General features: G+C 37.1%; 22 protein-coding genes, 1 rRNA gene and 1 riboswitch. Of the genes, 10 read left to right on the plus strand and 13 right to left on the minus strand.

What is annotated here, in order from left to right:
- A 16S ribosomal RNA gene (locus EK386_RS14100) occupies positions 1-171 on the minus strand; the annotation flags it as partial.
- Positions 172-891: 720 nt separating this feature from the next.
- On the opposite strand from EK386_RS14100, the gene EK386_RS14105 reads away from it, so the two are divergent.
- Positions 892-1,437: a DUF7010 family protein gene (locus tag EK386_RS14105; RefSeq protein ID WP_126659823.1), complete on the plus strand. Its 546-nt coding sequence runs from the start codon at positions 892-894 to the stop codon at positions 1,435-1,437.
- A 184-nt stretch (positions 1,438-1,621) separates the two neighbouring features.
- On the opposite strand, the gene EK386_RS14110 is transcribed toward EK386_RS14105, so the two are convergent.
- Positions 1,622-4,738: an MMPL family transporter gene (locus EK386_RS14110; protein ID WP_126659824.1), complete on the minus strand. Its 3,117-nt coding sequence runs from the start codon at positions 4,736-4,738 to the stop codon at positions 1,622-1,624.
- A 117-nt stretch (positions 4,739-4,855) separates the two neighbouring features.
- Here EK386_RS14110 and EK386_RS14115 point away from each other — a divergent pair, with 117 nt between their 5' ends.
- The gene (locus tag EK386_RS14115; RefSeq protein WP_126659825.1) at positions 4,856-5,419 is read left to right on the plus strand and encodes a TetR/AcrR family transcriptional regulator; all 564 of its coding nucleotides are present in this window, start codon (positions 4,856-4,858) and stop codon (positions 5,417-5,419) included.
- A gap of 53 nt (positions 5,420-5,472) precedes the next feature.
- Here the strand turns inward: EK386_RS14115 and EK386_RS14120 are convergent, their stop codons facing one another.
- Both EK386_RS14120 and EK386_RS14125 read right to left on the minus strand, forming a co-directional pair.
- Complete coding sequence (locus EK386_RS14120; RefSeq protein WP_126659826.1) at positions 5,473-6,486, minus strand: ABC transporter permease; 1,014 nt, start codon at positions 6,484-6,486, stop codon at positions 5,473-5,475.
- A complete protein-coding gene (locus EK386_RS14125) occupies positions 6,486-7,208 on the minus strand; it encodes an ABC transporter ATP-binding protein (protein WP_179966043.1) in 723 nt (240 codons plus the stop codon). Before EK386_RS14125 ends, EK386_RS14120 begins: the two co-directional genes overlap by 1 nt.
- A gap of 130 nt (positions 7,209-7,338) precedes the next feature.
- Between EK386_RS14125 and EK386_RS14130 the strand changes: the two genes are divergently transcribed.
- Positions 7,339-7,950 (plus strand): TetR/AcrR family transcriptional regulator, encoded by a 612-nt coding sequence (locus EK386_RS14130; RefSeq protein WP_158674436.1) that lies wholly within the window; start codon positions 7,339-7,341, stop codon positions 7,948-7,950.
- A gap of 40 nt (positions 7,951-7,990) precedes the next feature.
- On the opposite strand, the gene rpoN is transcribed toward EK386_RS14130, so the two are convergent.
- Complete coding sequence (gene rpoN / locus EK386_RS14135; RefSeq protein WP_126659829.1) at positions 7,991-9,328, minus strand: RNA polymerase factor sigma-54; 1,338 nt, start codon at positions 9,326-9,328, stop codon at positions 7,991-7,993.
- A 16-nt stretch (positions 9,329-9,344) separates the two neighbouring features.
- Complete coding sequence (locus EK386_RS14140; protein WP_246027677.1) at positions 9,345-10,730, minus strand: sigma-54 interaction domain-containing protein; 1,386 nt, start codon at positions 10,728-10,730, stop codon at positions 9,345-9,347.
- 320 nt (positions 10,731-11,050) lie between these two features.
- Between EK386_RS14140 and EK386_RS14145 the strand changes: the two genes are divergently transcribed.
- The 5 genes from EK386_RS14145 (at position 11,051) to EK386_RS14165 (ending at position 16,285) form a co-directional block, all read left to right on the plus strand.
- Positions 11,051-12,244: an ornithine--oxo-acid transaminase gene (locus tag EK386_RS14145; protein WP_126659830.1), complete on the plus strand. Its 1,194-nt coding sequence runs from the start codon at positions 11,051-11,053 to the stop codon at positions 12,242-12,244.
- Positions 12,245-12,354: 110 nt separating this feature from the next.
- Positions 12,355-12,906, plus strand: coding sequence for an SLOG family protein (locus EK386_RS14150; RefSeq protein WP_126659831.1), 552 nt, complete (start codon positions 12,355-12,357; stop codon positions 12,904-12,906).
- Between the two features lie 108 nt (positions 12,907-13,014).
- Positions 13,015-13,323 carry a hypothetical protein gene (locus EK386_RS14155; protein WP_126659832.1) on the plus strand — a complete coding sequence of 103 codons (309 nt, stop codon included), beginning with the start codon at positions 13,015-13,017 and terminating at the stop codon, positions 13,321-13,323.
- 300 nt (positions 13,324-13,623) lie between these two features.
- Positions 13,624-15,015, plus strand: coding sequence for a class II fumarate hydratase (fumC, locus tag EK386_RS14160; protein WP_126659833.1), 1,392 nt, complete (start codon positions 13,624-13,626; stop codon positions 15,013-15,015).
- Between the two features lie 319 nt (positions 15,016-15,334).
- Positions 15,335-16,285 carry a carbohydrate kinase family protein gene (locus EK386_RS14165; RefSeq protein WP_126659834.1) on the plus strand — a complete coding sequence of 317 codons (951 nt, stop codon included), beginning with the start codon at positions 15,335-15,337 and terminating at the stop codon, positions 16,283-16,285.
- 282 nt (positions 16,286-16,567) lie between these two features.
- Here EK386_RS14165 and EK386_RS14170 read toward each other — a convergent pair whose 3' ends face one another.
- From EK386_RS14170 to EK386_RS14185, 4 genes are all read right to left on the minus strand, one after another.
- On the minus strand, positions 16,568-17,869 hold the full coding sequence (locus EK386_RS14170; protein WP_126659835.1) for a nucleobase:cation symporter-2 family protein: 1,302 nt from the start codon (positions 17,867-17,869) through the stop codon (positions 16,568-16,570).
- Between the two features lie 16 nt (positions 17,870-17,885).
- Entirely contained in the window at positions 17,886-18,467 is a 582-nt protein-coding gene (locus EK386_RS14175; RefSeq protein ID WP_126659836.1) for a xanthine phosphoribosyltransferase, read from the minus strand.
- A 178-nt stretch (positions 18,468-18,645) separates the two neighbouring features.
- Positions 18,646-18,747: riboswitch (purine riboswitch) on the minus strand.
- 170 nt (positions 18,748-18,917) lie between these two features.
- Positions 18,918-19,595 carry a hypothetical protein gene (locus EK386_RS14180; protein ID WP_126659837.1) on the minus strand — a complete coding sequence of 226 codons (678 nt, stop codon included), beginning with the start codon at positions 19,593-19,595 and terminating at the stop codon, positions 18,918-18,920.
- A gap of 206 nt (positions 19,596-19,801) precedes the next feature.
- Positions 19,802-21,250: an amino acid permease gene (locus EK386_RS14185; protein WP_126659838.1), complete on the minus strand. Its 1,449-nt coding sequence runs from the start codon at positions 21,248-21,250 to the stop codon at positions 19,802-19,804.
- Between the two features lie 187 nt (positions 21,251-21,437).
- Here EK386_RS14185 and EK386_RS14190 point away from each other — a divergent pair, with 187 nt between their 5' ends.
- Positions 21,438-22,652: a CynX/NimT family MFS transporter gene (locus EK386_RS14190; RefSeq protein WP_126659839.1), complete on the plus strand. Its 1,215-nt coding sequence runs from the start codon at positions 21,438-21,440 to the stop codon at positions 22,650-22,652.
- 78 nt (positions 22,653-22,730) lie between these two features.
- Positions 22,731-23,285, plus strand: a complete 555-nt coding sequence (locus EK386_RS14195) for a restriction endonuclease (protein ID WP_126659840.1) — start codon at positions 22,731-22,733, stop codon at positions 23,283-23,285.
- 127 nt (positions 23,286-23,412) lie between these two features.
- On the opposite strand, the gene EK386_RS14200 is transcribed toward EK386_RS14195, so the two are convergent.
- From EK386_RS14200 to EK386_RS14210, 3 genes are all read right to left on the minus strand, one after another.
- Positions 23,413-24,360, minus strand: a complete 948-nt coding sequence (locus EK386_RS14200) for a ring-cleaving dioxygenase (protein WP_126659841.1) — start codon at positions 24,358-24,360, stop codon at positions 23,413-23,415.
- 327 nt (positions 24,361-24,687) lie between these two features.
- Positions 24,688-25,263, minus strand: a complete 576-nt coding sequence (locus EK386_RS14205; protein WP_126659842.1) for a GNAT family N-acetyltransferase — start codon at positions 25,261-25,263, stop codon at positions 24,688-24,690.
- A gap of 147 nt (positions 25,264-25,410) precedes the next feature.
- Complete coding sequence (locus EK386_RS14210; protein ID WP_126659843.1) at positions 25,411-26,457, minus strand: nitric oxide synthase oxygenase; 1,047 nt, start codon at positions 26,455-26,457, stop codon at positions 25,411-25,413.
- Positions 26,458-26,918: the final 461 nt, after the last annotated feature.

A 26,918-nucleotide genomic window follows, 5' to 3' on the forward strand; every position in this document is an offset into this window, starting at 1 on the left:
TATTAGCTCCGGTTTCCCGGAGTTATCCCCAACTATAGGGCAGGTTGCCCACGTGTTACTCACCCGTCCGCCGCTAACCTTTAGGAGCAAGCTCCTTAAGATCCGCTCGACTTGCATGTATTAGGCACGCCGCCAGCGTTCGTCCTGAGCCAGGATCAAACTCTCCATAAAAGAGAAAATTTGATTAGCTCAAATTTCTTGCTGGCATCAATTATGATGTCCAAATTTTGTTTCTCAACTTAATGAGAAACTCTATTTCATTAACGTTTTGTTGTTCAGTTTTCAAAGTTCATTTTCCGTCACGTTACCGGACAGGATTTTATTATATAAAACTCACTTCATTCTGTCAACAACTATTTCAGGAAAGTTTTTCCTTTGCGTTGTGACACGAAATTCATTCTACCATCATTCCAATTATGATGTCAACACTTTTTTTGAAGAAGTTAATTAACACTTCTAGGCAATCGCCGTATTTGCGACGGCTTACTAATAATAGCAACATAATATTTAACCGTCAATAGTTAAATGCAAAAAATTTAACTCTCCCCTTTGCTACTTTTGAATAATAAACCCAATTTCACTCTACCGCATTTTCATCTACCTAGCTCATTCCCTTAAAAGAATAGCTTATCCTGTACTATCCATCTCCAACATACCCCTTAACTATACCCCCGTCCCAATTACAACTCATTTTCTTTCTTCTATAAAAAGGGGATTGCTACTTGATCGAAATTATCAGTAAAGTGTCATCCTTTATTGCGGAGCTAGTATGGAAGGAAAATAGTCGCCAAAGATGATTACTTTAGACTGACATGCAATTAATGAATTCGTTCATATAAATTAATACATTCTAGTATAATAGTTATAATTTGGTAACTTATAGGAGGACATATGACTAAAACCCTCGAACAATTGCATTCTAATATTTCATCAGAATCAAAAAAAGGATTTCCCATTTTACTATCTGGGTCCATCATTTTCTTACTTTTCACTTTTATGCCACTCTTATTTCCAATGTCGACGGTTTATCTGATTTGGATTTTTGGACTAGGTGCAATTTTTCCTTTTGGTATTGTATTAAGTAAATTATTTGGAATCAACATACTATCTACTAAAAACCCACTTGGAGTTCTAGGTGGCATCATCGCAGCACCTCAGGCATTCTTTATTCCTGTTTTTATTATTGTGTATATGCACATTCCTGAGTACTTACCTTTTACAATTGGTTTACTCGGTGGTTCTCACTTTCTTCCGTACATGTGGATCTATAAAAGTAAAGCCTATTTATTTGTCACGTTAGGTACATGTCTATCGTCACTAATTATTGGCGGGTTCTTTGTAGATATGGCTTTTACACTTGTTCCTCTAGCAATTTGTCTTGTCTATGCGATGGGTGTCTTTTTAATTTTGAAGGAGCTCAAATCTGAATTTTCTTAACCACAAAAAATAGCAAGGAGCCGTCCAAAAAGTCATTTTGGACGGCTCCTTTGCGACGAGGATAGTGACAATTTATTGTTACTACCGCAGAAGCATAGCTTTTTAGCGATATTTTATGATTAGAAACGTAGATGTCCAGAAAGTGTAGTGCTTTCTGGACATCCCCCGCTACGTTTAAGTAAGCCTACTTCTCTTTATTTTTAGAGACTATATTTTTTATTTTATCTGAAAGTCCCATTACTGCCGGAGTAAAGACAGGTAACATGATGAAACTTAGCAATACTACTCCTATTAGGACAAAGATTGCCACTTGCATTAATGTAACGATTCCTGATGGGATTAATGCAGCAAATGTTCCACCTAAAATTAACGCTGCTGATAAAACAACGCCACCAATATGTTTGGCAGCTTCAATAATCGCCACACTGCCCTGACCTTCTAATTCCTGATAGCGCATGATTAAGAAAATACTATAGTCTACCCCTAGTGCCACAATCATAATAAAGCTAAAGAATGGTACATTCCAGCTTAAAATGCTTTGGCCCAATACATACTCACTGATTAATTCTGTTAACCCTAGAGAAGTATAGTAAGTTAAAATTAACGATACAATGACAATCGACGTTTGTGACACCGAACGAGTAATGATTAGTAAAACCACTGCAATCCCAATCATCATAATGACAATTGTACGCGTAAAATCACCACTTGAAATTTGTTGAAGGTCCACGTTCGCTGCAGATTTCCCTCCAAGGGCGATTTCAGCATCACTGAAACTTAAACTTTTTGCAGTCGCTTTAATTTGTTCATCGATTTCTTCAATAATCGTCATTGCTTCTTTTGAATATGGATTTACATCTAATATGATCATCAATTTCGTCGTCTGGTGATCAGGAGACATGTACATATCTAAACTTTGTTCGAACTCTTCCCCTTCTAAAACCTCTTGAGGAATGTAGAAAACGTTAGAATCCGAATTACTTACGCCACCAAGATAGTCTTGTGCTTCTAGTAACCCATCACTAATTTCTGTTAAACCATCCGTACTGGCAGCAAGTCCTTCTTGAAGTGCCCCCATTTTTTCTTGAAGACCAGCAAGACCGTTTTGTAATTGTTCTTGCCCCTCATTTACTGTAGATAAACCTGTTTCTAATTCTGTTGTTTTAGTTGAAATTTGATTTACACCTGTTGCACCTGAATCCAAACCTGTTGCTAACGTATTCGCTCCAACTTTTAATTCTTCAACACCAGATTCTACTTTTTGTAATCCGGAAGCAATTGAAGATAGGGCTATATTCGCTTCTTTAAAAGAACTAACTGCAACGTTGTATTGTGGTATAATCTCTTCTTTTAATTTAGTTGCAAGTGCCTGTAAATCTCCTTGTGCTTTTTTAGCAGTTCCTAGAGCCGTTTGTACATTCTCATCCGAAGCTAGCTCTGGTTTACTTGCAATTAAAGCATTCATCGATTGTTCAATGGCAACATATCCTTGACTTGCACCCGAAATAGCAGAGCTTACTGTGTTAAATACTTCCGTAAATGAACTAAAGCCTGTTTCTAACGTAGCATAAGCCGTTTGTAAATTAGTTGCTCCAACATGTAAATCATTTAAACTTTGTTGCACTGTGTCTAGCCCATTTTCGATATCCCTTGCACCGCTAGCACCGTTTTCAAAGCCCTTTCCTACTTCATTTAAAGCATTTATTAATTGACCAACACCATCTTTCATTGTGGCAGTTCCATCAATTAATTGTTGCACACTGTCTAACCCGTTTTGATCTACTTTGCCGAGCTCTGATTCTGCTTCCGAAAGTCCACTGTTAATTGTTCCTAGGCCCTCTTGCGCGGAATCAATTCCACTATTTAACGTTTTACTTTGATCTTTCGTATAAAGCTCTTGTATTTTTTCACCAGATGGTCGTGTCACAGAATATACCTCTGAAACACCATCTACTTTTGAAATGACATCTACTAATTTATCAATATCCTGTAGTGCCGTTTGTGTAGCAAGACTCTTATCTGCTTGAATGACTAAATTCGTTGGCGAAGAGAATCCAGGTGGAAAATGCTCTTCAATTACTGTAATGGCCTGTTTTGATTCGTATTCATCGCTTATTTCAATTAAATCATCGTAGTTTAATTGACCCGAATATTTCAAAATAAACGGTGCACAAATAACCGCGATAATCACTAACGCAATAATTGGTCTGAAAAATGATTGTTTTGATAAAAATTGCCATAGTTTATTCTCGCTATGTCCATTAATTGTCTTTACTGGCCAGAACATTTTAATTCCAAACACGGCCATAAAGAATGGGTTTAGCGTAATTAAAACCACTAACAAAACGGCTACCCCAATAGCTACAGCCGATGTCGCTTGGTACAGTTTAAATTCTGCTAAATATAGTGCTACAAATCCAATAAATACAGCAATCCCACTATAAATAACCGTACGTCCTGCTGTTCTATATGTTTCAGTAATGGCCTTTAGTATATGACCACCTTTTCCAAGTTCCTCTTTAAAGCGTGTATAAAGTAAAATATTGTAGTCTGTCCCTACCCCAAATAAAATAACGATTAAAAATACTTGGGTAAAGTTCGAGAATGGAAAATCAAAACGATCCACTAATTGTGTGACGATCCCCAAAGAAACAATATAAGAAACTCCTACTGTTATAAGAGAAATTAATGGAACTACTGGTGAACGGAACACTAAGACAAGAACAATTAAGATGAAAATAATGGCGATTACTTCCGTTTTCTTGATTCCTTCTTGTGAAGATTTCGCAAAATCATCTAATACAATATCTGTTCCCGTATAGTAAGAATCCACTGATTGCACTTCTGTAGCCGCGCGTAATTGTTGCGCTACTTCTTCAACAGTACCTTCACTTTCATCCACTGCAATCTGTGTCAAAATGGTTGTACCATCTTCAGACATGAGTTGTTTTTTCGTTTCCTCACTATCCGAGTAGGCAAGTATATCTGTTATACCAAGTTTTTTGCTTTGGTCTCTTAGCGTTTGGATTGCCTCATCAATTTCATCCTTTTGCTTATCGTTTAGCGGCTCTTCACTTCCACTACTAAAAACCGCAATAAATTGATAGGTTGGCGCGCCTTCCCCTTCCATCTCCGTCAATAGCTTTGAAGCAATTTGACTCTGTGTATAAGACGGAATCTCTGTTTGACCTTTTTCACGTACTAATGTATCAAGATTAGGCATAGTCACAATCATCAGTACTGAAATGATTACCCAAATGACAAACGATGCCGTACGTACATTCAGCCAATTTTTCAACATGTATCACCTTTCCTTTTCAAATAGCTATCATTAACCCTACCACTTCAAAATCGATTAAAATATAGACAATTAGGGGTCGTTTGTTTAAAAAATTGTTTTTGAAAGATAGGGGATCCAATGAAACATAGTGATGAAACAAAGAAAATATTAGCCACTTCATTAAAGGCACTGATGAAGGGCAAATCATTAGAAAAAATTTCGATACGAGAACTTACTGAAAATGCTGGGGTCAATCGCCAAACCTTTTACTATCACTTTGAGGATATTTATGACTTATTAAAGTGGACTTTTCAGCAGGAGACAATCCAATTATTAGACGTCCATGAAAGTACCCACGTTTGGCAGGACGGGCTTTTACAGCTCTTTCGCTATTTGGACGAAAATCGGGAAATCTGTTTATGTGCCTTACGCTCATTAGGTCGAGATCATATGAAACGCTTTTTTTACGCAGACATCCATAATATCTTTGGTCGAGTTGTGAGTGAATTTGGAGAAAAATATGAGGCTCCAAAAGAATACATGTCCTTTTTAACACATTTTTACACCCTCTCACTCGGTAGTCTTGTGGAAAGCTGGTTGTTGGGCGAAATGGAGCAAACACCAGAGGAGATTATTGAAATGATCGATCTCTTTATTCAAGACCAGCTACGCGGGGGGCAGCAACGGATAAAAGGTGAGTAATTATTGAAAATAGCAGGTTCCGCGCGTTCCGAACCTGCTACTGCGTGAATTTCCTAAAACGAACGATATTTCTTCAAACTTACAATATTTAATGTAATGAAGATAATTGCAAAAATGAAAAGTACTAAGAGGTCAATAGCAATATCATGAAATTCAAATCCTTTATACATCACACCATTTAATGCGGCGGATGCATAATAAAGCGGCATCACTTTCCCGATTTGCAATAACCAATCAGCCATGCCATCAAGCGGGAATATACCTGTAAAAAATATTTGAGGTACAATGACCAATGGGATAAATTGCACCATTTGAAATTCAGATGAAGCAAAACTAGATAGTAACGTCCCAAGTGATAACGCTACAAATGCAACTAGGATATTGGTTAATAACACTAACCAGATCGAACCAACTAAAACAATATCCAGCACATTTATTGCGTACAAAACCACGATGACCGTTTGAATTAAGGCGAATAATCCGTATCCTAACAAATACCCTGATACAATTTCATGTCGTTTTATTGGCGTTGCTAGCAGTCGTTCCAGTGTTCCGGTTGTGCGTTCCTTTAAAAGAGCGATTCCTGCAATTAAAAATACAAAGAAAAATACAAAAAATCCAATTAACATCGGGCTAAAAATATCGAAGCTATTCGTATTTTTATCTCCATAAACAAAATCTGCAGCAATGGATTGCTTTGCGTCTGTCCCATTCATACTTTGAGCAAGCATAATTTGCACGGATTTCGCTCTTTGCGGCTGGTCATTTAATAGAGTTAATTGCATTTCCCCATTCTCTATTTGTAGCCACGCATCGACAGCCTCTTCTGCCATCTGATCCTTCGAGTATTTCTCTTTTTGCATTAGTTCAAAATCCGATTGTTCAAGTACTTCATTAATCATAGGATTACTACCCGTCACAACCAGCTTTAAGTCACTAGGTTCAGAGTCAAAGATGAAATACATTAACGTTAACACGAGTAATGGGGCCACAAATAATAGTGCTAGCGTTCGTTTATCCTTACGCAATTGTTGGGTGATGCGCTTGATTAATGCGAACATTCTCATTAAAAGCCACCCCCAATTTTTAAAAATACTTCATCAAAAGTTATTGCATTGTATTGGGTTTTTAATTCCACCGGTGTCCCACTTGCAATGATTTGCCCTTCTCGTAGCATCCCGATTTGGTCACATCGCTCTGCCTCATCCATAACATGTGTTGTAATGAGGATCGTTTTTTGTTCTTCCTTTTTTAACCGTTCTAACTCCTTCCAAACGGATTGCTTCAACAAAGGATCAATGCCGACAGTTGGCTCATCTAATATTAAAATTTTCGGGTTTTGTATGAGCGCAATGGCTAAGGATAATCTGCGTTTCATCCCACCCGAATAAGCAAAGACAGACACATCTAAATCATTGGATAATTGAACAATTTCTGCCGCATATTCAATACGCATTTTTTGTTCACTCTTGGACATGCCATAGAGCTTTGCAAAAAACTCCAAATTTTGTCGCCCCGTAAGTTCTGTATACAGTGCATCAGATTGTGCCATATAGCCAATTTCTGCAAGTAACGATGCATCCGGTACACGTTTTCCTAATACCGTGATCTCCCCCGCATCACACTTCATCATCCCTACAATCATTTTAATTAATGTTGTTTTCCCACAACCCGATGGACCTAGTAAGCCGTATATACTTTCCCTTTCAATTTGTAGGCTTAGCGGCTTAATGACTTGCTTCTTTTTAAAGGCTTTCGATATGTCTTGAATATGAATTGCGTTTTGCAACCCACTCACCCTTTCAGTCATTCACTATTTTTCAATAAACACCGTGTTGATTGTACTTTTATTTTAAGGTAAGCTATTTTCAATTACAATGAACACATTTACAGAAACTGTTAAGTCTAGAGGTGTTGAGATGGCTGAGATTCATGAACAAATGGCACAAAGAACAAAACTAGAAATTAAAAAGGTATTTCTTGAACTTGTTGAAGAGCAGGGGTTTCAAAATGTCACTGTGAAGAAAATTGCAGAATGTGCTGGAATTAATCGCGGAACGTTTTATTTACACTTCATCGATAAATTTGACGTCATGGAACAAATACAAGCGGAATTATTAAATGATTTACATGATCGATTTGAGCGTATTACGCCAACTGAAGCTTTTAAAGCAATTCATGATGGGCAATTTTATCCCCCATTAATCGCAATTTATCAATTTGTTCTTGAGCACGCTCATGCATTGAAAGTAATTTTAGGCGATCAAGGTGACCCCTCCTTTGCCAAAAAGATTAAACAAATCTTTGGCGAAACTTTAATAGAACAATTCATAGCTATCTATCATCCTACAGACAACGATGCTGAATTTCGAAAATATCTATTAGCATTTATGACATCAGCTATGCTAGGGGTAATTCAAGAATGGATTAACGAATATGAGGATAAAACAGTTGAGGATTTGGCAAAAATCCACTATCAACTTTTAGGGTTTATCAGTAAGTTAGGAGGTTTTCTAGCAAACCAAAAGTAGTAAAGGAGGTTCCAAAAAATCCTTTTGGACACCTCCTTCGTTACTCTTTTTTTGCTCGTTTGGTCGATTGTAAAAAGCCTAATTCTTCACGATATTTCGCAACGGTTCTTCTCGCAATTTGAATCCCTTCTGCCATTAAGATATTGGCGATTTTTTGATCTGATAGGGGTTTACTTTCCTGTTCAATCATTGTTTTTATTTTTTCTTTTATTAAAATAGTCGATTCTATTTCTCCACTCTCTGTCTTTATTCCACGTACAAAGAAGTCCTTCATAGGGAAAATACCTTTTGGTGTTTGGATAAATTTATCATGTATCGCACGGCTAACGGTTGATTCATGGAGTTCTGCTAGCTGTGCTATATCCTTAAGACGTAAAGGCTTTAACGCGATTCGCCCTTCTACTAAAAATTCCTTTTGTCTTTGAAAAATAAAATTCGTTATTTTATAAATTGTTTCGTGACGCTGTTCAATCCCTCTCATCAATAACAGAGCATCCGAAAGTTTCGTTTTTAAATAGTGATTCGTCTCTTCATCACGATTGGTCCGAAGTAATTCCTCGTAATAGGTGTTAATTGATAGTTGGGGTAACGATACATCGTTTATTCGTATAATAACTTCCCCATTTAGTAGTTCCACAATCAAATCGGGAACAATGTATTCTGTTCGTTCATGTTCAACTTCAATCATTGGATACGGATTCAGTTGTTGGATATACAAAAGCACACTTTGTACTTCTTCAATTGTCGTCTCATATTGCTTTGCAAGTTCTTGAAACTCACGGTTAGCCAATTGCTCCAAATGATGTTGGACAAACGGCGCTGCAAGGACTGGTGCATCTTTCTTATAGTTCAATTGAATAAGCAAACACTCGGTTAAATTTCTTGCACCGATTCCAACAGGCTCATAGCTTTGTAGAATTTGAAGCAACTTTTCACATTCATCCATAGACAAATCAAACCTGAACGCCACTTCCTCTAAATCACAAACTAAATATCCCACCTCATTTACATTTTGGATAAAGTACACGATTACTTCTTTTTCAGTTCGTGTTAACCCTTTTTCCATCGCTAGCTGCTCCAATAAGTGTAGCTCTAATGAGTATGTTGAACCTGCTACTTGATTTAATGGGTCGAGGGCTTCTCCATTGGATACAGATGTACCTCCACCATAATCCCCCTGCAACCGAGCCATTTCAATTGTCTGTTCTATAGATGAAGGTTCTTTTAGTTCAATTAGTGGATTTGAATTGGCTTCCTCTCGTATGAAGTTTTCTAATTCTTCCATTGAAAACTTTAATATTTCTAACGATTGCTTTATTTGTGGCGTTAATGCTAATTTCATATCAAGCTTTTGTTGTTGTTGCATAGACAAATCCACTGTTCACACCTTCTTTCTAGTTAACTTTAATATTCAATCGTTTCATACGATATTGTAAACTTTGTCGACTTATACCCAATTCTTTGGCGGTATTCGTTATATGATAATGATTTTTTTGTAACAATTGTTGAATATATTGCTTTTCAAAAAGGGCTAGTTGGTCAGCTAAGGTTGTATTCTCGGTATTATTCGGTTGCGAAAATACGGGAACGACATTAGCCTTCTTTGTTTCATTTTTACGATATTGATAAGGGAGATGGTGGAACTCAATCATTGACTCATGGTTAATTAAATTTAATGAGGCCTCAATCACATGCTCTAATTCCCGCACGTTCCCTGGCCAATTATGAAATTCAAAAAATTGCAGTACTTCATTCGAAATACCTTGCACATTTAAATTAAACAACTGGTTATACTTTTTTATGAAATCTTCTACCAAAATTTCAATATCCGTAATACGTTCTCGTAATGGTGGAATAAATAACGTTACGACTGCTAAACGATAATACAAATCTTTGCGTAATCGATTATTGGCAATCGCATCGATGGGATCTTCATTAATCGTGGCAATTACCCGTACGTCAATTGGAAATTCCTTTGTTCCACCAATTCTACGTACCTTTCTCTCTTGCAATACACGCAATAGTTTTGATTGAAGTGTAATATTTAGGGAATTCAATTCATCTAATAAAAGCGTGCCTCCCCCGGCTTGTTCAAATAATCCCGGACTATCAATCGCTCCTGTAAATGCACCTTTTGTTGTACCAAAGAGGATTGCTTCGATTAATGAATCTGGTAGGGCCGCACAATTTTGCGTAATAAACGGGGCATTTGCACGGTCACTTTCGGCATGAATACTTTGTGCAAAAAGTTCCTTACCGGTCCCGGTTTCACCAATAATTAAAACGTTTGAATTTGTACGAGTTGCCCGTTTTGCCAAGCTAATTACTTCAAGCAGTTCACTACTTTTTCCTATAATGTGGCTAAAGGTAAATTCTGTCTTTGTTTGCTTTAGATTTCGGCGTACTAAGCGCTCCATTTTCGTTACATCTGTGGCAATCTCAACCGCAGCGCAAATTTCTCCATCTATTTTAAGCGGAAATGTGTTGTTAACCGTCGTAATTTCAACACCTCGATTATTAAAGTATGTTTGCTTCACATTTACTACTTCTTCACCGTGTTCTAACGATTGTAGTAACGTACTACTTTGGTTCTCTTGAAATTGAAACACATCACGTACATTTTTATGTAATACATCTTCTTCATTCATTGCTTCCATTTCACGCATTTTCTTGTTATAGATAATCGTTTTCCCTACATGGTCAACTGCGTGAATGCCTACACCGACACGCTCAATAATTTCTTCGTATAGTTTTAATGCAATCGCTTGTTTTGATAACAAATTTAACACCTCACCATTATCATACCGCAAAATTATTTGGCAAAGTAGCCCGCCCATTATTTTTTTGCGCAAAATTTCTTTGCAAAAGAGATCCAATTGCTTAAATTTGCTCAATAGAAAAGTTGGCATGGAAATTGCTTATAATTAAGTGAGGAAAGAAAATTGAAATTAATATTTCGCATTGTTCTTTATTTCTTCTATCAATAATTTATTCAATTATGGGAATGAATAATGTAATACTGGCTTTTTCAATCATCATTTGGATTAAAGCATTATTGACCAGTTTTCATTTGTAAATATTTTTTAAGGAGGAATTTGATATGACTAAAAAATCAACTACTGTGATTGAGCTTACAGAAAATTTAGGTGCTCATAATTACCATCCACTACCGATTGTAATTTCCGAAGCTGAAGGCGTTTGGGTGCAAGATCCTGAAGGCAACAAATATATGGATATGCTATCGGCTTATTCTGCATTAAACCAAGGTCACCGTCATCCAAAAATTATTAAAGCACTAGTTGATCAAGCGAATCGTGTTACGTTAACGTCTCGCGCTTTCCATAACGATCAACTTGCACCTTGGTACGAAAAACTAACAAAAATGTCTGGAAAAAACATGGTACTACCGATGAACACGGGTGCTGAAGCTGTTGAATCTGCCATTAAAGTAGCTCGTCGCTGGGCTTATGAAGTAAAAGGAGTAGAAGACAACAAAGCTGAAATTATCGGTTGTAACGGAAACTTCCATGGTCGTACAATGGGTGCTGTATCCCTTTCTTCTGAAAAAGAATATCAACGTGGATTCGGACCAATGTTACCTGGATTTAAATTAATTCCTTATGGTGATGCTGAAGCACTTAAAGCTGCAATCACGCCAAATACTGCTGCGTTTATCCTTGAACCAATTCAAGGTGAAGCTGGAATCGTTATGCCCCCAGAAGGCTTCCTAAAAGCAGCGGAGCAAATTTGTAAGGAAAATAACGTTCTATTTATTACGGACGAAATCCAAACAGGTCTTGCACGTACTGGAAAAATGTTTGCTCACCAATGGGAAGGCGTAACACCAGATGTCATTATCCTTGGGAAAGCACTTGGTGGAGGTGTAATGCCAATTTCAGCCGTACTAGCGAACAATGATGTTTTAGGCGTTTTAAACCCAGGCTCTCACGGTTCAACTTTCGGTGGTAACCCACTTGCATGTGCTGTTTCATTAGCTTCTTTAGAAGTTTTAGAAGAAGAAAGTTTAACGGAACGCTCTTTAGAGTTAGGAAACTACTTCCAAGAGCAGTTACGTGCCATCGATCACCCTTCAATTAAAGAAGTACGTGGAAGAGGATTATTTATCGGTGTTGAATTATCAGAACCTGCTCGTAAATACTGTGAAGAATTAATGAATCTTGGTTTACTGTGTAAAGAAACTCATGACTTTGTTATTCGCTTCGCACCACCATTAATTATTTCAAAAGAAGAAATCGACTGGGCTTTAGAAAGAATCCGAAAAGTATTTGCCTAGTGCCAGGCACCCAAACAATTCTGAAAAATGAAATGTACTCATGAGGGAATTCGAAATGTTTCGAATCCCCTCTTTTTTACGTTATGATTGGTCAGAGGTGAGTTTTACAAATGAAAACAGTTTACGTGACAGGTTATCGTCCCCATGAGTTAGGCATTTTTAACGATAAACATCCTGGTATACCTATTATTAAAAAAGCGATTGAAAACCAATTACTTACTTTAATCGATACCGGTCTAGATTGGGTTGTCATCAGTGGTCAGCAAGGAGTGGAAACATGGACTGCGGAAGTCATTCATGAGCTAAAGAAACAGCATCCCCATTTAAAATATTCCGTCATTACGCCTTTTTTAGAGCAAGAAAAAAACTGGAACGAACAAAAGCAACAAAAATATTTCACCGTTGTAAATCAAGCGGACTTTGTTACAAGCGTTACAAAACGCCCCTACGAAGCACCATGGCAGTTTATTGAAAAGGACAAATTTATTATTCAAAACACAGATGGCATATTACTTGTCTATGATGAGGATAATGAAGGATCTCCGAAATATGTAAAAAGATTAGCCACCAAGTTCGCTGAAACACATATGTATGAAGTGATTGAAATTAATGCCTATGACCTTCAAATGGTAGCTGAAGAAATGCAACAGAACAATTGGTAAGGCTCCCTTTACAATTTTTTTACTTTTATTTACTTAATTTTCAGACTTTTTAATATTTTCCTGTTATAATAAATATAATATTATATACAGATTAAAGGAGATGAATCTATGGAGTTAAGAATAGTATATGAGTCAAAACCAATCAATGTTTCTCACGATACGTACAGAAGGGAATGCCGTTATACAAGAGGTATTCACATCCCATTTGAGGACTTTGTTGAAATTTTAAATGACATGTCCCATGATATAAAATTGTACTTTGATTTTCATAATCCCGGAAAGCAAATCGCACCTGGCACTTATTTAAACGGGCATTCTGGGTTAGAAAGATCCATTGCGAGCTACTACCAAAATCGAAAAAACACATGCATTGATGGAATTAATACCGGCAAAGATTTTTATGTGAAAATCATTTAAAACTTATGAGGTGACAATAAAAGTGAATACCCAATAGAAACACCGCCTGTTCGTTAAGCAAACGCTTATCAAACAAGCGGTGTTTAATTTTTTCTCCCCTATCTTTTTTATTTTAAATTATTCGACAAATCAAATGATAACGATTTTTATTATCATATAACCTTCTTATTTCGAGTTAACCCCTCAGATTCTCGAATAAATTTTATGTAAAGTGGTAAATCTTATATGGATTTACCACTTTACATTATGAATTCTAATTTTCATTGAAATTTACATATACTATATAAAGGAGTGGATAGTATGGACTATCGTATTGAAAAAGACACATTAGGTGAGGTACGAGTGCCCGCTGATAAAATATGGGGGGCCCAAACGCAAAGAAGTAAGGAAAATTTCCAAATTGGCGAAGAAAAAATGCCCATTGAGATTATCCGTGCATTTGCGACATTAAAAAAAGCAGCAGCCATTGCAAACAATAAATTAGGGAAACTCCCACAAGCAAAAACAAACGCTATTGTGACTGCTACTGATGAAATTTTATCTGGTAAATGGGACGAGCATTTCCCACTCGTAGTATGGCAAACGGGTAGTGGCACACAATCTAATATGAATGTGAACGAAGTTATCGCCTACCGTGCAAATCAATTGTTAGCAGAACTTGGTGAACAAGATCGTGTTCATCCGAATGATGATGTGAATAAATCGCAAAGCTCGAATGACACATTCCCTACTGCTTTACATATTGCCGCTGTGGAAATTGTTGAAAACTATTTAATGCCACGACTTCAATTATTAAAAGCCACGCTTAAAGAAAAAACAGAGAAGTTTAACGATATTATTAAAATTGGTCGTACCCATTTACAAGATGCCACACCATTAACTCTTGGACAAGAAATTAGCGGTTGGCACCATATGTTAATGAAGTGTGAGAAAATGATTATGGTGAACACGCAATTTTTAAAAGATCTAGCTATTGGTGGTACTGCTGTAGGAACTGGCATTAATGCACACCCGAAATTTGGGGATATGGTAGCTGAAGAAATTAGCACGCTTACTGGGAAAACCTTTACTTCTTCAGAAAATAAGTTCCACGCATTAACAAGTCATGATGAAATTGTTTCTGTGCACGGTGCGTTAAAAGCATTAGCCGTGGACTTAATGAAAATCGCCAATGATGTACGCTGGCTAGCAAGTGGTCCGCGCAGTGGAATTGGCGAAATTACAATCCCTGAAAATGAACCAGGCAGCTCTATTATGCCTGGGAAAGTAAACCCTACTCAAAGTGAAGCATTAACCATGGTTGTCACACAAGTGGTTGGAAATGACGCAACGATTGCATTTGCTGCATCACAAGGGAACTTTGAATTGAATGTATTTAAACCTGTTATTATTTATAACTTCCTACAATCTGCACGCCTATTAGCGGATGCGATGAAATCCTTCAACGATAACTGTGCGATTGGGATTGAGCCAAATATGGAAGTGCTTGAGAAAAACTTAGAAAACTCACTAATGCTTGTAACAGCATTAAACCCATATATTGGTTACGAGAACGCTGCAAAAATTGCGAAAAAAGCACACAAGGAAGGCACAACATTAAAGGAATCTGCCATTTCTCTTGGTCTTTTAACCGAAGAACAATTTAATGAATATGTGGATCCGAAGAAAATGATTTATCCGAATGCGGAATAAGAAAAACGTAAGGCGCTCGTCCAGCTCCGAAAGAAACTGGGGACTTCCGAGGAGCTAGACACTGTTCAAACTCGTAAAATTTATACTTTCTTTTAAAAGAGACATAGGAGATTTAGAATTACGGTTCTTAATCTCCTACTGTCTTTTTTAAAAAGCAAAATTGTAATACGACTTATTCGATATTAAGTGCTAAATAGTTATTGTTGCACTTATTTTTTATTATGTCGTATGTTAAATTTGATGATTTAGATTTTTCACTTCTTTATGAGATTTCTTAATCCAAGTAATAAATGCATTTTAGCTTGAAAGGAACAAACCTATGACGCATTCCATTCTATGTATTGGTGAACTATTAATTGATTTTTTCTGTAATGACAGAGATGTAAATCTTCAACAAGGACAAACCTTTACGAAGCAAGCGGGTGGCGCCCCAGCGAATGTTTGTGCAGCCATTGCAAAGCTCGGTGGAAAAGCCTACTTCATGGGGAAAGTAGGGGCCGATCCGTTTGGTGATTTTCTTGAGAGTACTTTGCAATCATTAAACGTTCAGACTGATTATTTACTAAAAGATTCTAACTATCCCACTACACTAGCATTTGTTTCTCTTCAAGGTGATGGACAACGAGACTTTATTTTCAATCGAGGTGCTGACGCTCAACTAGATACAGAGGATATTTCCTTTGAAGTATTGAAATCTATGAAAATCATGCACTTTGGTTCAGCAACAGCTCTACTGCCAGGGCCCTTACAAAAAACTTATCTCGAATTGTTATCCTTAGCCAAAAAGAATGACTGTTTTATTTCCTTTGACCCGAATTTCCGAACAGATTTATGGAAAGGTCACGAGCAGCAATTTATCCAACAAGCATCCGAATGTATGGCTTTTTGTGATTTTGTAAAGGTAAGTGACGAGGAATTAATACTTCTAACAAATGAAAATGATTTACACAAGGCAGCTGAAGTTTTACATAAGGTAGGAGCAAATTGTATCGCCGTCACATTGGGGAAAGATGGTACGTTCTTTTCTTTTAATGGGCGGTCAACCCTCATACCAAGCATCCATATTGACGCGATTGATACTACTGGTGCTGGGGACGCTTTCGTTGGTGCCCTATTATTTCAATTAAGCAAAGTAGATGATTGGCAAACGATTTCCTTTGAGGAATGGGAACAAATTATTCAATTTAGCAATAAAGTCGGGGCCATTGTTTGTGAAAAAGTGGGTGCTATTGAATCGCTTCCTACTTTGGAGGAGGTTCTTTCTAGATGAGTGGATGGTATCAGGTTATACTGATGCGATAGAGGTTGAGTATTTTCCGGGAAGCTATTTGTGGGCGTTTGCTGCTCGATTGTGGGCACTTGCTGCAATTTGAGGGCACATAATCACTAGTTGTGGGCGTTTACTCACCGGTTGTGGGCGTTTACCGCTATTTGAGGGCGATTGGACTCCTTTGTGACCACTTGCTCCCATTCGCGAGCGCATCCATCCCTATCTGATTCCACCAAAAAAGGTGTTTCCAAACTCCTGAAAAGTTTAGAAACACCTAATCTATTATTTTACTTCTACAGTTTCCGCGTGCATTGGGTCCACTCTTTTTGGACCAATCATATTAAATACAATATTGAGTACAATGGCTGTCAACGAACCACATACGATTCCGTTTGAAGTTAAAATTGAAACGCTCTCTGGTAGTACCGCAAAAATATTTGGTACAAACACAACACCTGCGCCAAGACCTACTGAAATGGCTGCTACCATTGCATTTTCAGGAGAAAGTGAAATTTCTGGCGCTAACATCGTAATCCCTTGCGTTACAACCATACCAAACATCGCTAGCATTGCCCCACCAAGAACAGCTGTTGGAATGATCGTTGTTAATGCTGCTACTTTTGGTAAGAACCCAAGCGTAACTAACATAGCCCCTGTAATAAAGATCACTTTACGCTCTTTTACGCCAGTCATTTTTAAAAGTCCCACGTTTTGAGAAAATGTTGTATATGGGAATGCGTTAAAAATACCACCAACAATCGAAGCTAACCCTTCTGAACGGTACCCTCTTGCTAAATCCTTTGAATCTAGTTTTTGTTTCGTAATGTCTCCTAGGGCAAAATAAACACCTGAAGATTCTACTAATGAAACCATTGCAACTAGTGTCATCGTTATAATCGCACCTAAGTCAAACGTAGGTGTTCCAAAGTAAAACGGTTGAACCATATGGAACCAAGATGCGTCTGTTACCGGCGAGAAATCCACCTTACCCATGAACGCTGCAATAATTGTAGCGACCACTAAACCTAGTAAAATCGAAATCGCACGTGTAAACCCTGTCGCAAAACGATAAATAACCAAAATGATAACCAAAGTAATCATTGCTAATGCGATATTCGAAGCTGAACCAAAATCAGGAGCACCTTGTCCCCCACCCATGTTGTTAACAGCTACAGGAATTAACGATATCCCGATAATTGTTACAACCGATCCTGTTACAACTGGAGGGAAGAACTTAACTAATTTCCCGAAGAATCCTGAAATTAACACGACAATAATTCCTGAAGTAATAACTGCTCCGTAAATCGCACCAATTCCCTTATCGGATCCGATTGCGATGATCGGGAATACAGCAGTAAATGTACAACCTAATACAACAGGCAATCCAATACCGAACATTTTCCCGCGCATCACTTGTAACAATGTGGCAATCCCACACATCATAATATCGATTGCAACTAAATAAGTCATTTGTGTAGAATCAAAGCCTAATTCCCCACCGATAATAAGTGGAACTAAAATAGCACCTGCATACATGGCTAATAAATGTTGGATACCAAGCGTGGTTGCTTTTGCGTTGTTCATTTGAACGATTTCCCCCTTAAATTAATTCGTCGTAAAATTCAACTTGTCCATTTGCAAGTGATTTAATATTCGCTAGGGATTCAATACGAATGCCTTGCTCTCGTAAGTTCTTTCCGCCTTCTTGGAATCCTTTTTCAATAACAATCCCTACACCAATGACATTCGCTCCAGCTTGTTCGGCAATATCAAGTAACCCTTTTACTGCCTCTCCATTTGCTAAAAAGTCATCCACAATTAGTACGTTGTCATCAGCTGTTAGAAAATCTCGAGATACTGAAATTTCATTTGTTTCATTCTTCGTAAAGGAATGTACACTTGAAGAATATAAATTGTTTGCTAATGTTAATGATTTACGTTTACGAGCAAACACGACAGGTGCACCGATCGTTAACCCTAACATTGTGGCAGGTGCAATACCGGAAGATTCAATCGTTAAAATTTTTGTAATAACCTCATCAGAATATCGATTAGCAAATTCTTCTCCAATCTCTTTCATTAGAAGTGGATCGATTTGGTGATTTAAAAATGTATCGACTTTTAAAACTGTATCTGATAACACTTTGCCTTCTTGTAAGATTTTGTCTTTTAATGATTTCATTTTTGAGAGCTCCCTTTCAAATTAAAATTAGACATCCGCCCGGGGCTTTATCTTCATTCGCTCAATGAAGATAAAAAAACTCGAAAAACTTATTCCGCCATGAGTGGAACAAGTCTTTCGAGTATCTGTTCGAAAGTAAATAGATAATAAAATACCCTAAACTAAATAGGACATTCATCATCTAAACATTGTCTCTCATAGTCGACTTATTTACGGTAAGTCGGTAGAAACTTGCGAGCCATATTCTCGCTATTATATGAGTAGTATGAATCGCGTTTAACCCGCGATACTATGTTAAGATTTTGTTAAGAATGTCCCCATTATAAACACGGATTATGTCGAATGCAATAACTTATTAAAAAATAAAACGATTCAAATTATTCGGAAATTGGTAGCAATTTAAAGTTTTTTTATAAGAATGTTCGTTTTTTAACGAAAAAAGCTCAATAGTTATGATAACAACTCATCTAATGTTTGTTTAAAATCACCAAAGGAAGTACCGGTTTTACCGAAATAACTCATACTTCGACAAACTAAAATATTAACATTTTCTCCATTTGCCAGTGGGAGCCTCCCTACTACACCATTCGTTTCCAATTGTTGTGCAGAATAACCTTTTCCATTGTAGTCAATTAATTGATCCTCATACTCCTCTAAGAAGTACTTCCAAGCTGTTGTGCCTTGGACGATTAATACTTTTGGCGTAAACTCATTTAAGACTTCCTGGAAAATTTCCGAACCTTTTATAAAACTTGGATCCTTTTGTTTTTTCAATTCATTGTATTTCTTTGTGCTCTCCATATAAAGACAGTTTACATTCGTATATACAACCGTTTCCTGAAGCTGACCTTTCATCCATGCCATAAAGTTTAGGCACCCTTTATATTCACGTGATGTATTCTCATGAAAGAACTCTTGGAAAACTTCCGTATTGACCAATGCATCTGCATAAAGTTTTAAATCTTCAATGGTAATTTGCAAATATGGCTCCGGTATAGCACCAAGTAAAAAAACATTCGATTTATACGGATTGCCATTCACTTGAAATGGTTGATAGGCAATTTCCCCGCTATTTTCATCCACAATCCACTGTTGAATCTTTTTAAAAAAGCCCGTTGATACAGTCATATTTTCGACATCCTTTGTTCATAAATCTTGTTTTATTACTTCTATTATAGCAAGCTGTAAGAGAAAAGGGGACGTCCGAAGTTATTTTTGGACGTCCCCTTTTCGACGAGGATAGTGACAATTTATTGTTACTACCGCAGGAGCACAGCTTTTTAACGATACATAGATATCCAGAAAGTGTAGTGCTTTCTGGATATCCCCTTTATTTAATCTAAATCACATTCTTTTAAAGAAACAACTTTTGATTTATGTTTAACTTTATATCCTATCCAAAGCACTAAAAATAAAGGAATACCAATATAGGATACGGCCACGCCATACCAATCAATGGTGCCACCAAGGAAAGCTGTATAATTTTGACCAATAATTACGATTAAACAAACTATAAGAGCAAATAGTGGTCCAAATGGGTACCAACGTGCTTTATATGGCAGTAGGGATAACTCTTTTCCTTGTGCGATAAAAGCTTTTCGGAAGCGATAGTGACTCACTGCGATCCCAACCCACGCAATAAATCCAGATAACCCCGATGCATTTAATAACCACATATATACAACACCATCCCCAAAGAATGAGGATAAAAACGCTAAACACCCTACTGCTAACGTAGCTAGTAAAGCATAGACAGGGATTCCACGGCGACTTAGTTTCGCAAAAATTTTCGGTGCTTTTCCATCTACCGCCAATTGCCATAACATACGAGATGATGCATAAAGTCCTGAATTACCAGCAGATAGCATCGCCGTTAAAATAATGGCATTCATCACAGACGCAGCAAAGGCGATTCCTAATTTATCAAAAACTAATGTAAATGGGGAAACAGCCACATCCTCTGATAATAAACGTGGATCTGTATATGGAATTAATAAACCAATAGCCAGAATTGCAAATATATAAAACAGTAAAATACGCCAAAATACGGAGCGAACAGCTTTTGGTATGTTCTTTCCTGGATCATCTGTCTCACCAGCTGTAACTCCTAAAAGCTCTGTTCCTTGAAATGAAAATCCTGCTGCTAAAAAGATTCCAAAAATCGCTAAGAATCCACCGTTAAATGGAGCATCTCCTGCAAAAAAGTTTTCAAATCCAATTGGGTCATTGCCACCTAGTATGCCAAAAATCATTAAAAACGAAACAATAATAAATACAATGACTGTTACTACTTTAATCATGGCAAACCAATATTCACTTTCACCGTATGCGCCAACAGAAAGTAAATTAAATGTTAGAACAATGGCAATAAATAAGATTGTCCAAATCGCTGACGAACTATCTGGAAACCAATATTTCATAATGAGCGTCACCGCTGAAATTTCTGCAGCAATGGTAATAGCCCAGTTATACCAATAATTCCAGCCCATTGCAAAACCGAATGCTGGATCAACAAATTTTGTTGCATACGTACTAAATGAACCTGATGTTGGCATGTATGCTGCCATTTCACCAAGGCTTGTCATTAAAAAGTAAACCATTGCGCCAATTAAAGCGTATGCTACTAATGCCCCTCCTGGACCTGCTTGTGCAATGGAAGCACCGCTTGCTAAAAACAAACCTGTTCCAATGGTACCGCCGAGGGAAATCATGGCGATGTGGCGACTTTTCAACCCTCTTTTGAGCTCATTGCTAGGATGATTATTATTTTCTGTGTCACTCATGTTGTCTTCTCCTTCATATATACATTGTGCCCAACTAACAAATTTACATCGATTTTAATTAACATGCAAATAATAAAGAAGATGATGATTTACTTCGCTACCCTAATTTTAAAAGAAGTTGTATGATTATCATTGGCTCATACATCTTTTTTTGAGCATTAAAACAGACTTTCCTGGAGGCTTCTAAATGGCGACAATTAAGACGACAAACCAGAAAAAAGGTTTTTTCAGTTCTACTTCAACCATTCTTTTTATTATTGCCATCATCTTTTTTGCAACAACGCTTCGAACGCCCATTACTGCAGTTGGGCCAATTATATCTGACATACGAGAAGGACTCGGAATATCCAATGTTCTAGCCGGGTTTCTAACGACCATTCCACTATTAGCATTTGCCATCGTATCTCCTTTTGCCCCGCGCGTTTCACGTATGTTTGGAATGGAGAAAACGTTATTTTATTCTGTTATTTTGCTCACGATTGGCATAGTTTTACGGTCATTAGGTACAGTTTCTTTATTAATTTTTGGAACGGCTTTAATCGGTATTGCTATATCTTTTGGGAATGTCCTAATGCAAGGGTTCTTTAAACTTAAATATCCTTATCATATTGGTCTTTTAACAGGGATCTATACTGTAGCAATGAACGTTTCTGCAGGTGTTTCTATAGGAATCAGTAATCCAATCGCTTCAAATCCTACTTTTGGTTGGCAAGGAGCATTGGCTTTCTCTGTTATTTTAACGCTCATTACTTTAGTTGTATGGATACCACTACTGCGTGGAGAAAAGGTTGATTTAAGTTCTCTTAGTTCATCTGATTCAACAAAGGAAGAAACGAAACTTTGGAAGTCACCTTTAGCTTGGATGATTGCCATTGCGATGGGATTTCAGTCTATTCTCTTCTACTGTTCCACAACATGGCTTCCTGAAATATTAATTTCACAAGGTTATAGTGAAACAGGCGCTGGGTTGATGACATCCGTTATGACATATGCCCAAATTCCTATGACATTTATAATTCCCATTCTTGCTGAAAAACTAAAATCACAACGACCAATTGTCATCTTCTTTACTGTTTGTTATTTATTCGGGTTTGCTGGACTGTTATTTGAATGGACGAATTTAGCCTTTTTGTGGATGGTTTTATTAGGCCTTGCTGGGGGCGCATCATTTGGTCTTTGTTTGATGCTCTTCACTTTACGAACAAGAACAGCCTATGAAGCAGCTCAAATTTCAGGCTTTGCTCAATCAGTAGGATATTTACTTGCAGCAGTTGGCCCCGTTCTATTCGGGTATTTACATGACGCTACAGGTAGTTGGAACTTACCAATTTGGCTATTTATTGTGGCAACGATTGTTCTACTTATATCTGCCTACATGAGCTCAAAAGAAAGTTATATCTAAGTTAACCCCAACACAAACATACGTACCCCTTTTGTGATACAATGTTGTTAACGTTGTAGATAAAAGGGGTTAACGATTTTGCGAAAGCGCAAAAAAATAAAAAAATCACGAATTCGATTATTTCCATTTTTGCTATTAGCGCTTGTTGGATACATAGGTTGGTACTATACCGGTACAAAAAACGGGACTATTGCGTCGATTGTTCTTTTCATTTTCCTTGTGCTCAGTTTTAAAATTTGGCGCAAAACAAGAGGCTATGCAAAACTTCGAAAAGCCGGCATAAAGCAGATTGATACGATGACTGGCGAAGAATTTGAACAGTATTTAGGTGTACTTTTTAGAAAACGTGGATTTAAAGTAGCCTTTACGAAAACATCTGGTGATTACGGTGCCGATTTAATTTTAAAGGATCGCAATGAAGTTATTGCCGTTCAAGCGAAACGGTATTCCGGATCTGTTGGGGTAAAAGCGGTACAAGAGATTATCGGCGCTTTAAAAATGTACGATGCCTCACAAGCTTGGGTTGTAACCAATAGTTATTTTACGAAGCAAGCGGAAAAGTTAGCGGAAGCCAATGATGTTTATTTAATTAATCGTGATGAATTAATTGAGATGATTTTAAAAAAACGGTAAGAAAAGTAAAATTAAGCCTTCTAAATTATAAAGAACAAGGTTGCCTTTTCATTTTAGAAAATTGCCCCTTGTTCTTTTCTTATTATGATACAAAGGTTCAACCTGAACAAACGCAACTTTAGTTTGATTAATACTCTTCAATCGGCTTTAGATTTTTTTCAATTTCAACTCGGCGGTCTTCTAAAAATGGTGGTAACAATAATTTTTCACCTAAAGTGTCAATATCATCCCCATCAGCAGTAAAGCCTGGGCCATCCGTTGCAATTTCAAACAGAATACCGTTCGATTCACGGAAGTATAAACTTTTAAAGTAGAAGCGATCCACGATACCCGATGAATGGAAGCCACGCGCTCGTACTTGTTCATCCCAAAATGCCAGCTCTTCATCATTTTTTACTCGAATGGCTAAATGATGGATGCTGCCACGACCCGGTTTTTCGGAAGGACCATCTAAAGAATTAACGATAATTTCTCCAAACATCTCTCCCTCAATTGATTGGAAAATTGCGGACTTCTCTGTACGACTTACCTCTTTGTAGCCAAACAGACCTGTTAGTGTATTGGCAAGTTTATCAAGTCTTCGCACCGTTATTTCAACTGTACCCATTCCTTGAATTTGATGTTCAACTGGCACCCCTGATTTTTCCCACGTTTCCCAATGCGCTATCTTCGCTCCATTTGAAACAAGAAGTGCCATCCGTAACCCTTCTGGATCCTCAAAAAGTAAGGCCGTGTGATTCGCATACTTCGTAATCTGACCGTGCTTTACACCGAAATCCTCAAAGCGTGATTGCCAATACAATAAACTATCGACTGTCGGCACAAGTAACCCAATTTTAGTAATCGCATTGGTACCTCGATATGTTTTGCCTACTAGTGGAATTTCAAAAAAGGACAATTCCGTACCTGGGCTGCCTGTTTTATCTCCAAAAAATAAGTGATACATTGATGGATCGTCTTGATTAACCGTTACTTTCACACGACGTAAACCTAACACTTTCCGATAAAAATGATTATTTTGGCTTGCGTTTTTTGTGATCATTGAGATGTGATGATGACCTGGAATTTTATACATTGATCATTTCTCCTCTATTTCAGTTTACTAGCCATAGTTCCCCTCAATACGCCGTTTATTATTATGACTTTACAACTCAAGTAATAACGTACAACAAAAATATCTCGAATTCAAGATATTTTTGTACATTAACATTTTATAACGAACTCGCCTTTTCTTCAACGAATTAGTATTTTACAATTGTTGGCACACCATACTCAGTCATTAACGAAAACTAATCTAGGACTAAAAAAGCGCAGATTCACACTGTTGGAATCGCGCTAAATTGTTAACTATTTAAATTATGCAAGAGCTACTCTGCCACTGTCTTTCTAAATGGATTGGAAGTTAGCTATCTACTGGTTTATTTTCATGTTGTTTTATCCAATTTTCTCTTGTCAATTTCATATTGATAGAATCTATCCATGCTCCTTCAAACTCTAACTGATTTTTGTCGATACTCACTACATCGAATCCTACTTTTTCATATACTTTTATAGCTCTCGGATTAAAAGCAAAAACGCTCAAAGTTAATTCATTCAGGCTCGTATTCATAAAAACATAATCGACTATTAATTGAGTAACTTCCGTACCCAACCCTCGATTCCTACCTCTAGGTCCAATAAGTATTCTAAAATTCATACTTTGATTTTTATTATCGTATAAATTGATTACGACTTCTCCAATCAAAGTATTTGTAGATTTATCAATAATGGCCAGATCTAAACGATCGATTTGTTCATTTCTTGTAGTGTACCATTTGATAATCTCTTCTTGATTGAATGTGTGTGAAGCCCCTGTAAATTTTAAAACCTCAGGATCCTTTAAGCATTCTTCTAAATAAGGAAAGTCCTCTTCTACTTTAAAAGGTCTTAGAATAATTTTCTCTCCAACAATCGTCGGTTTATTTCTCAAATCTATCATTTTTTCTCACCCCATTAATTCAAGCTATCCTTATCATTTTACAATAAAATCCCAGCGAGTTTCCAAAATTTATTAGGATTAGAAAAGACTGCTACTTGTCATTCTAGCAGTCTATTTATGCGTTTATTCTTATTTTGTACCAGTAATTTAAAATGGTTCTTTTTGGTAAAAGTAATTTGGTTTTTTAATAATGTTAGCAATCGGCTTGTGGAAGATATGTGTTGTTGCTGGAGATACGGGTGGAATAAGCCATGTCCAGTTCCCCGTTACTTGTCGCTTACTTTCCTCTTCTTGCTGTTCAAACAATTTAAACTGCTGTGCCGCGGTATGATGATCAACTATACTAACGCCGTCTTCCTTAAAGGAATGTAGGACGGCTAAATTCAACTCTACTAGTGCGCGGTCCTTCCAAAGGGATATGTTCGTTTTCGTATCTAACCCCATAAGTTCCGCTACTTTTGGTAGCATATTGTATCGATCGGCGTCTGCAAAATTCCGCGCACCGATTTCCGTCCCCATATACCAACCATTAAATGGCGCAGCAAGATATTCAATACCCCCACAACTAAACTTCATATTCGATACTATTGGAACTCCATACCATTTCAAATTCAATTCTGAAAACGATTCGATTTGCGGATGACGAATCGATACTTCTAATACATGACTTTTCGGAATATCAAAGAATTTCGGCTGTTGGTCATTTATTTGGATTACGAGTGGTAAGACATCAAAATGTGTCCCCTCCCCCTTCCATCCAAGTTGTTGGCAAATTTCCGTAAACTTTATAGAGCTTGAATCTCCAACGATTCCATCTTCCGTTTCATAACCAGCATAACGAATTAATTGGTAATTCCAAATGCGAACCTCATTCTCTTTAAATACAGTGATGGCAGGTCGAATCTTTCCGTCGTTTGTTGCAAAATCAATATGGCGTAGAAGTGCTTCAAATATGTCCTCTTCCATTTCTAAATGCCGCTCATCAAACACTTGTAACGACTGCCAAAAAAGGCGACCAATGCACCGATTGCTATTTCGCCAAGCAACCCGTGCACCAAACACTAGCTCCTCAGTTGTTGGAATATATGTATTGGCGTTTTTTATTTCAGTTAATCTATTTTCATACCATTCATGACTTAAACCGGTCTCTTGTTGGAATTGGGTTAGAAATTGTTCTGTCTCTTGCAAATTCATTTCGATTCCTCCCTCACTTTCATTCTGAGGACTTGAAAATGATTGCGCAACAAAATTGGGTACTCGAAAAAGATGTATTTTACATATATGACTTAAAGTTTTCAAAAAGATTAATCTACCACAACGCCTAATCTCAGTAGCATGAAAAAAGACAGCTCCCGTCAAAGGAATAACCTGTTCAGTTGTCTGGTACAAAACGAAAATTAAACATATAAACAGATTCCTAATTAGCAGTCTATTTTTTATTGATATATAAGCATTATTAGTGAATTCATAGCATTTTTAACATCCCAATTAGCAAGCAAGAAATCAAGATAGCAACAATTATTGTAATGTAATAAATACATGCCAATCAGGTTGTTGATTGTTACGTTAAAAGATACGTTAAAGACATCCTCTCAAAGACTTGGAATAGCATTTAAGACGAATTTTTTGAGATATATTTTTGGAATATTTATTAG

This window comes from Lysinibacillus antri, assembly GCF_003977595.1.
Lineage (GTDB): Bacteria > Bacillota > Bacilli > Bacillales_A > Planococcaceae > Ureibacillus > Ureibacillus antri.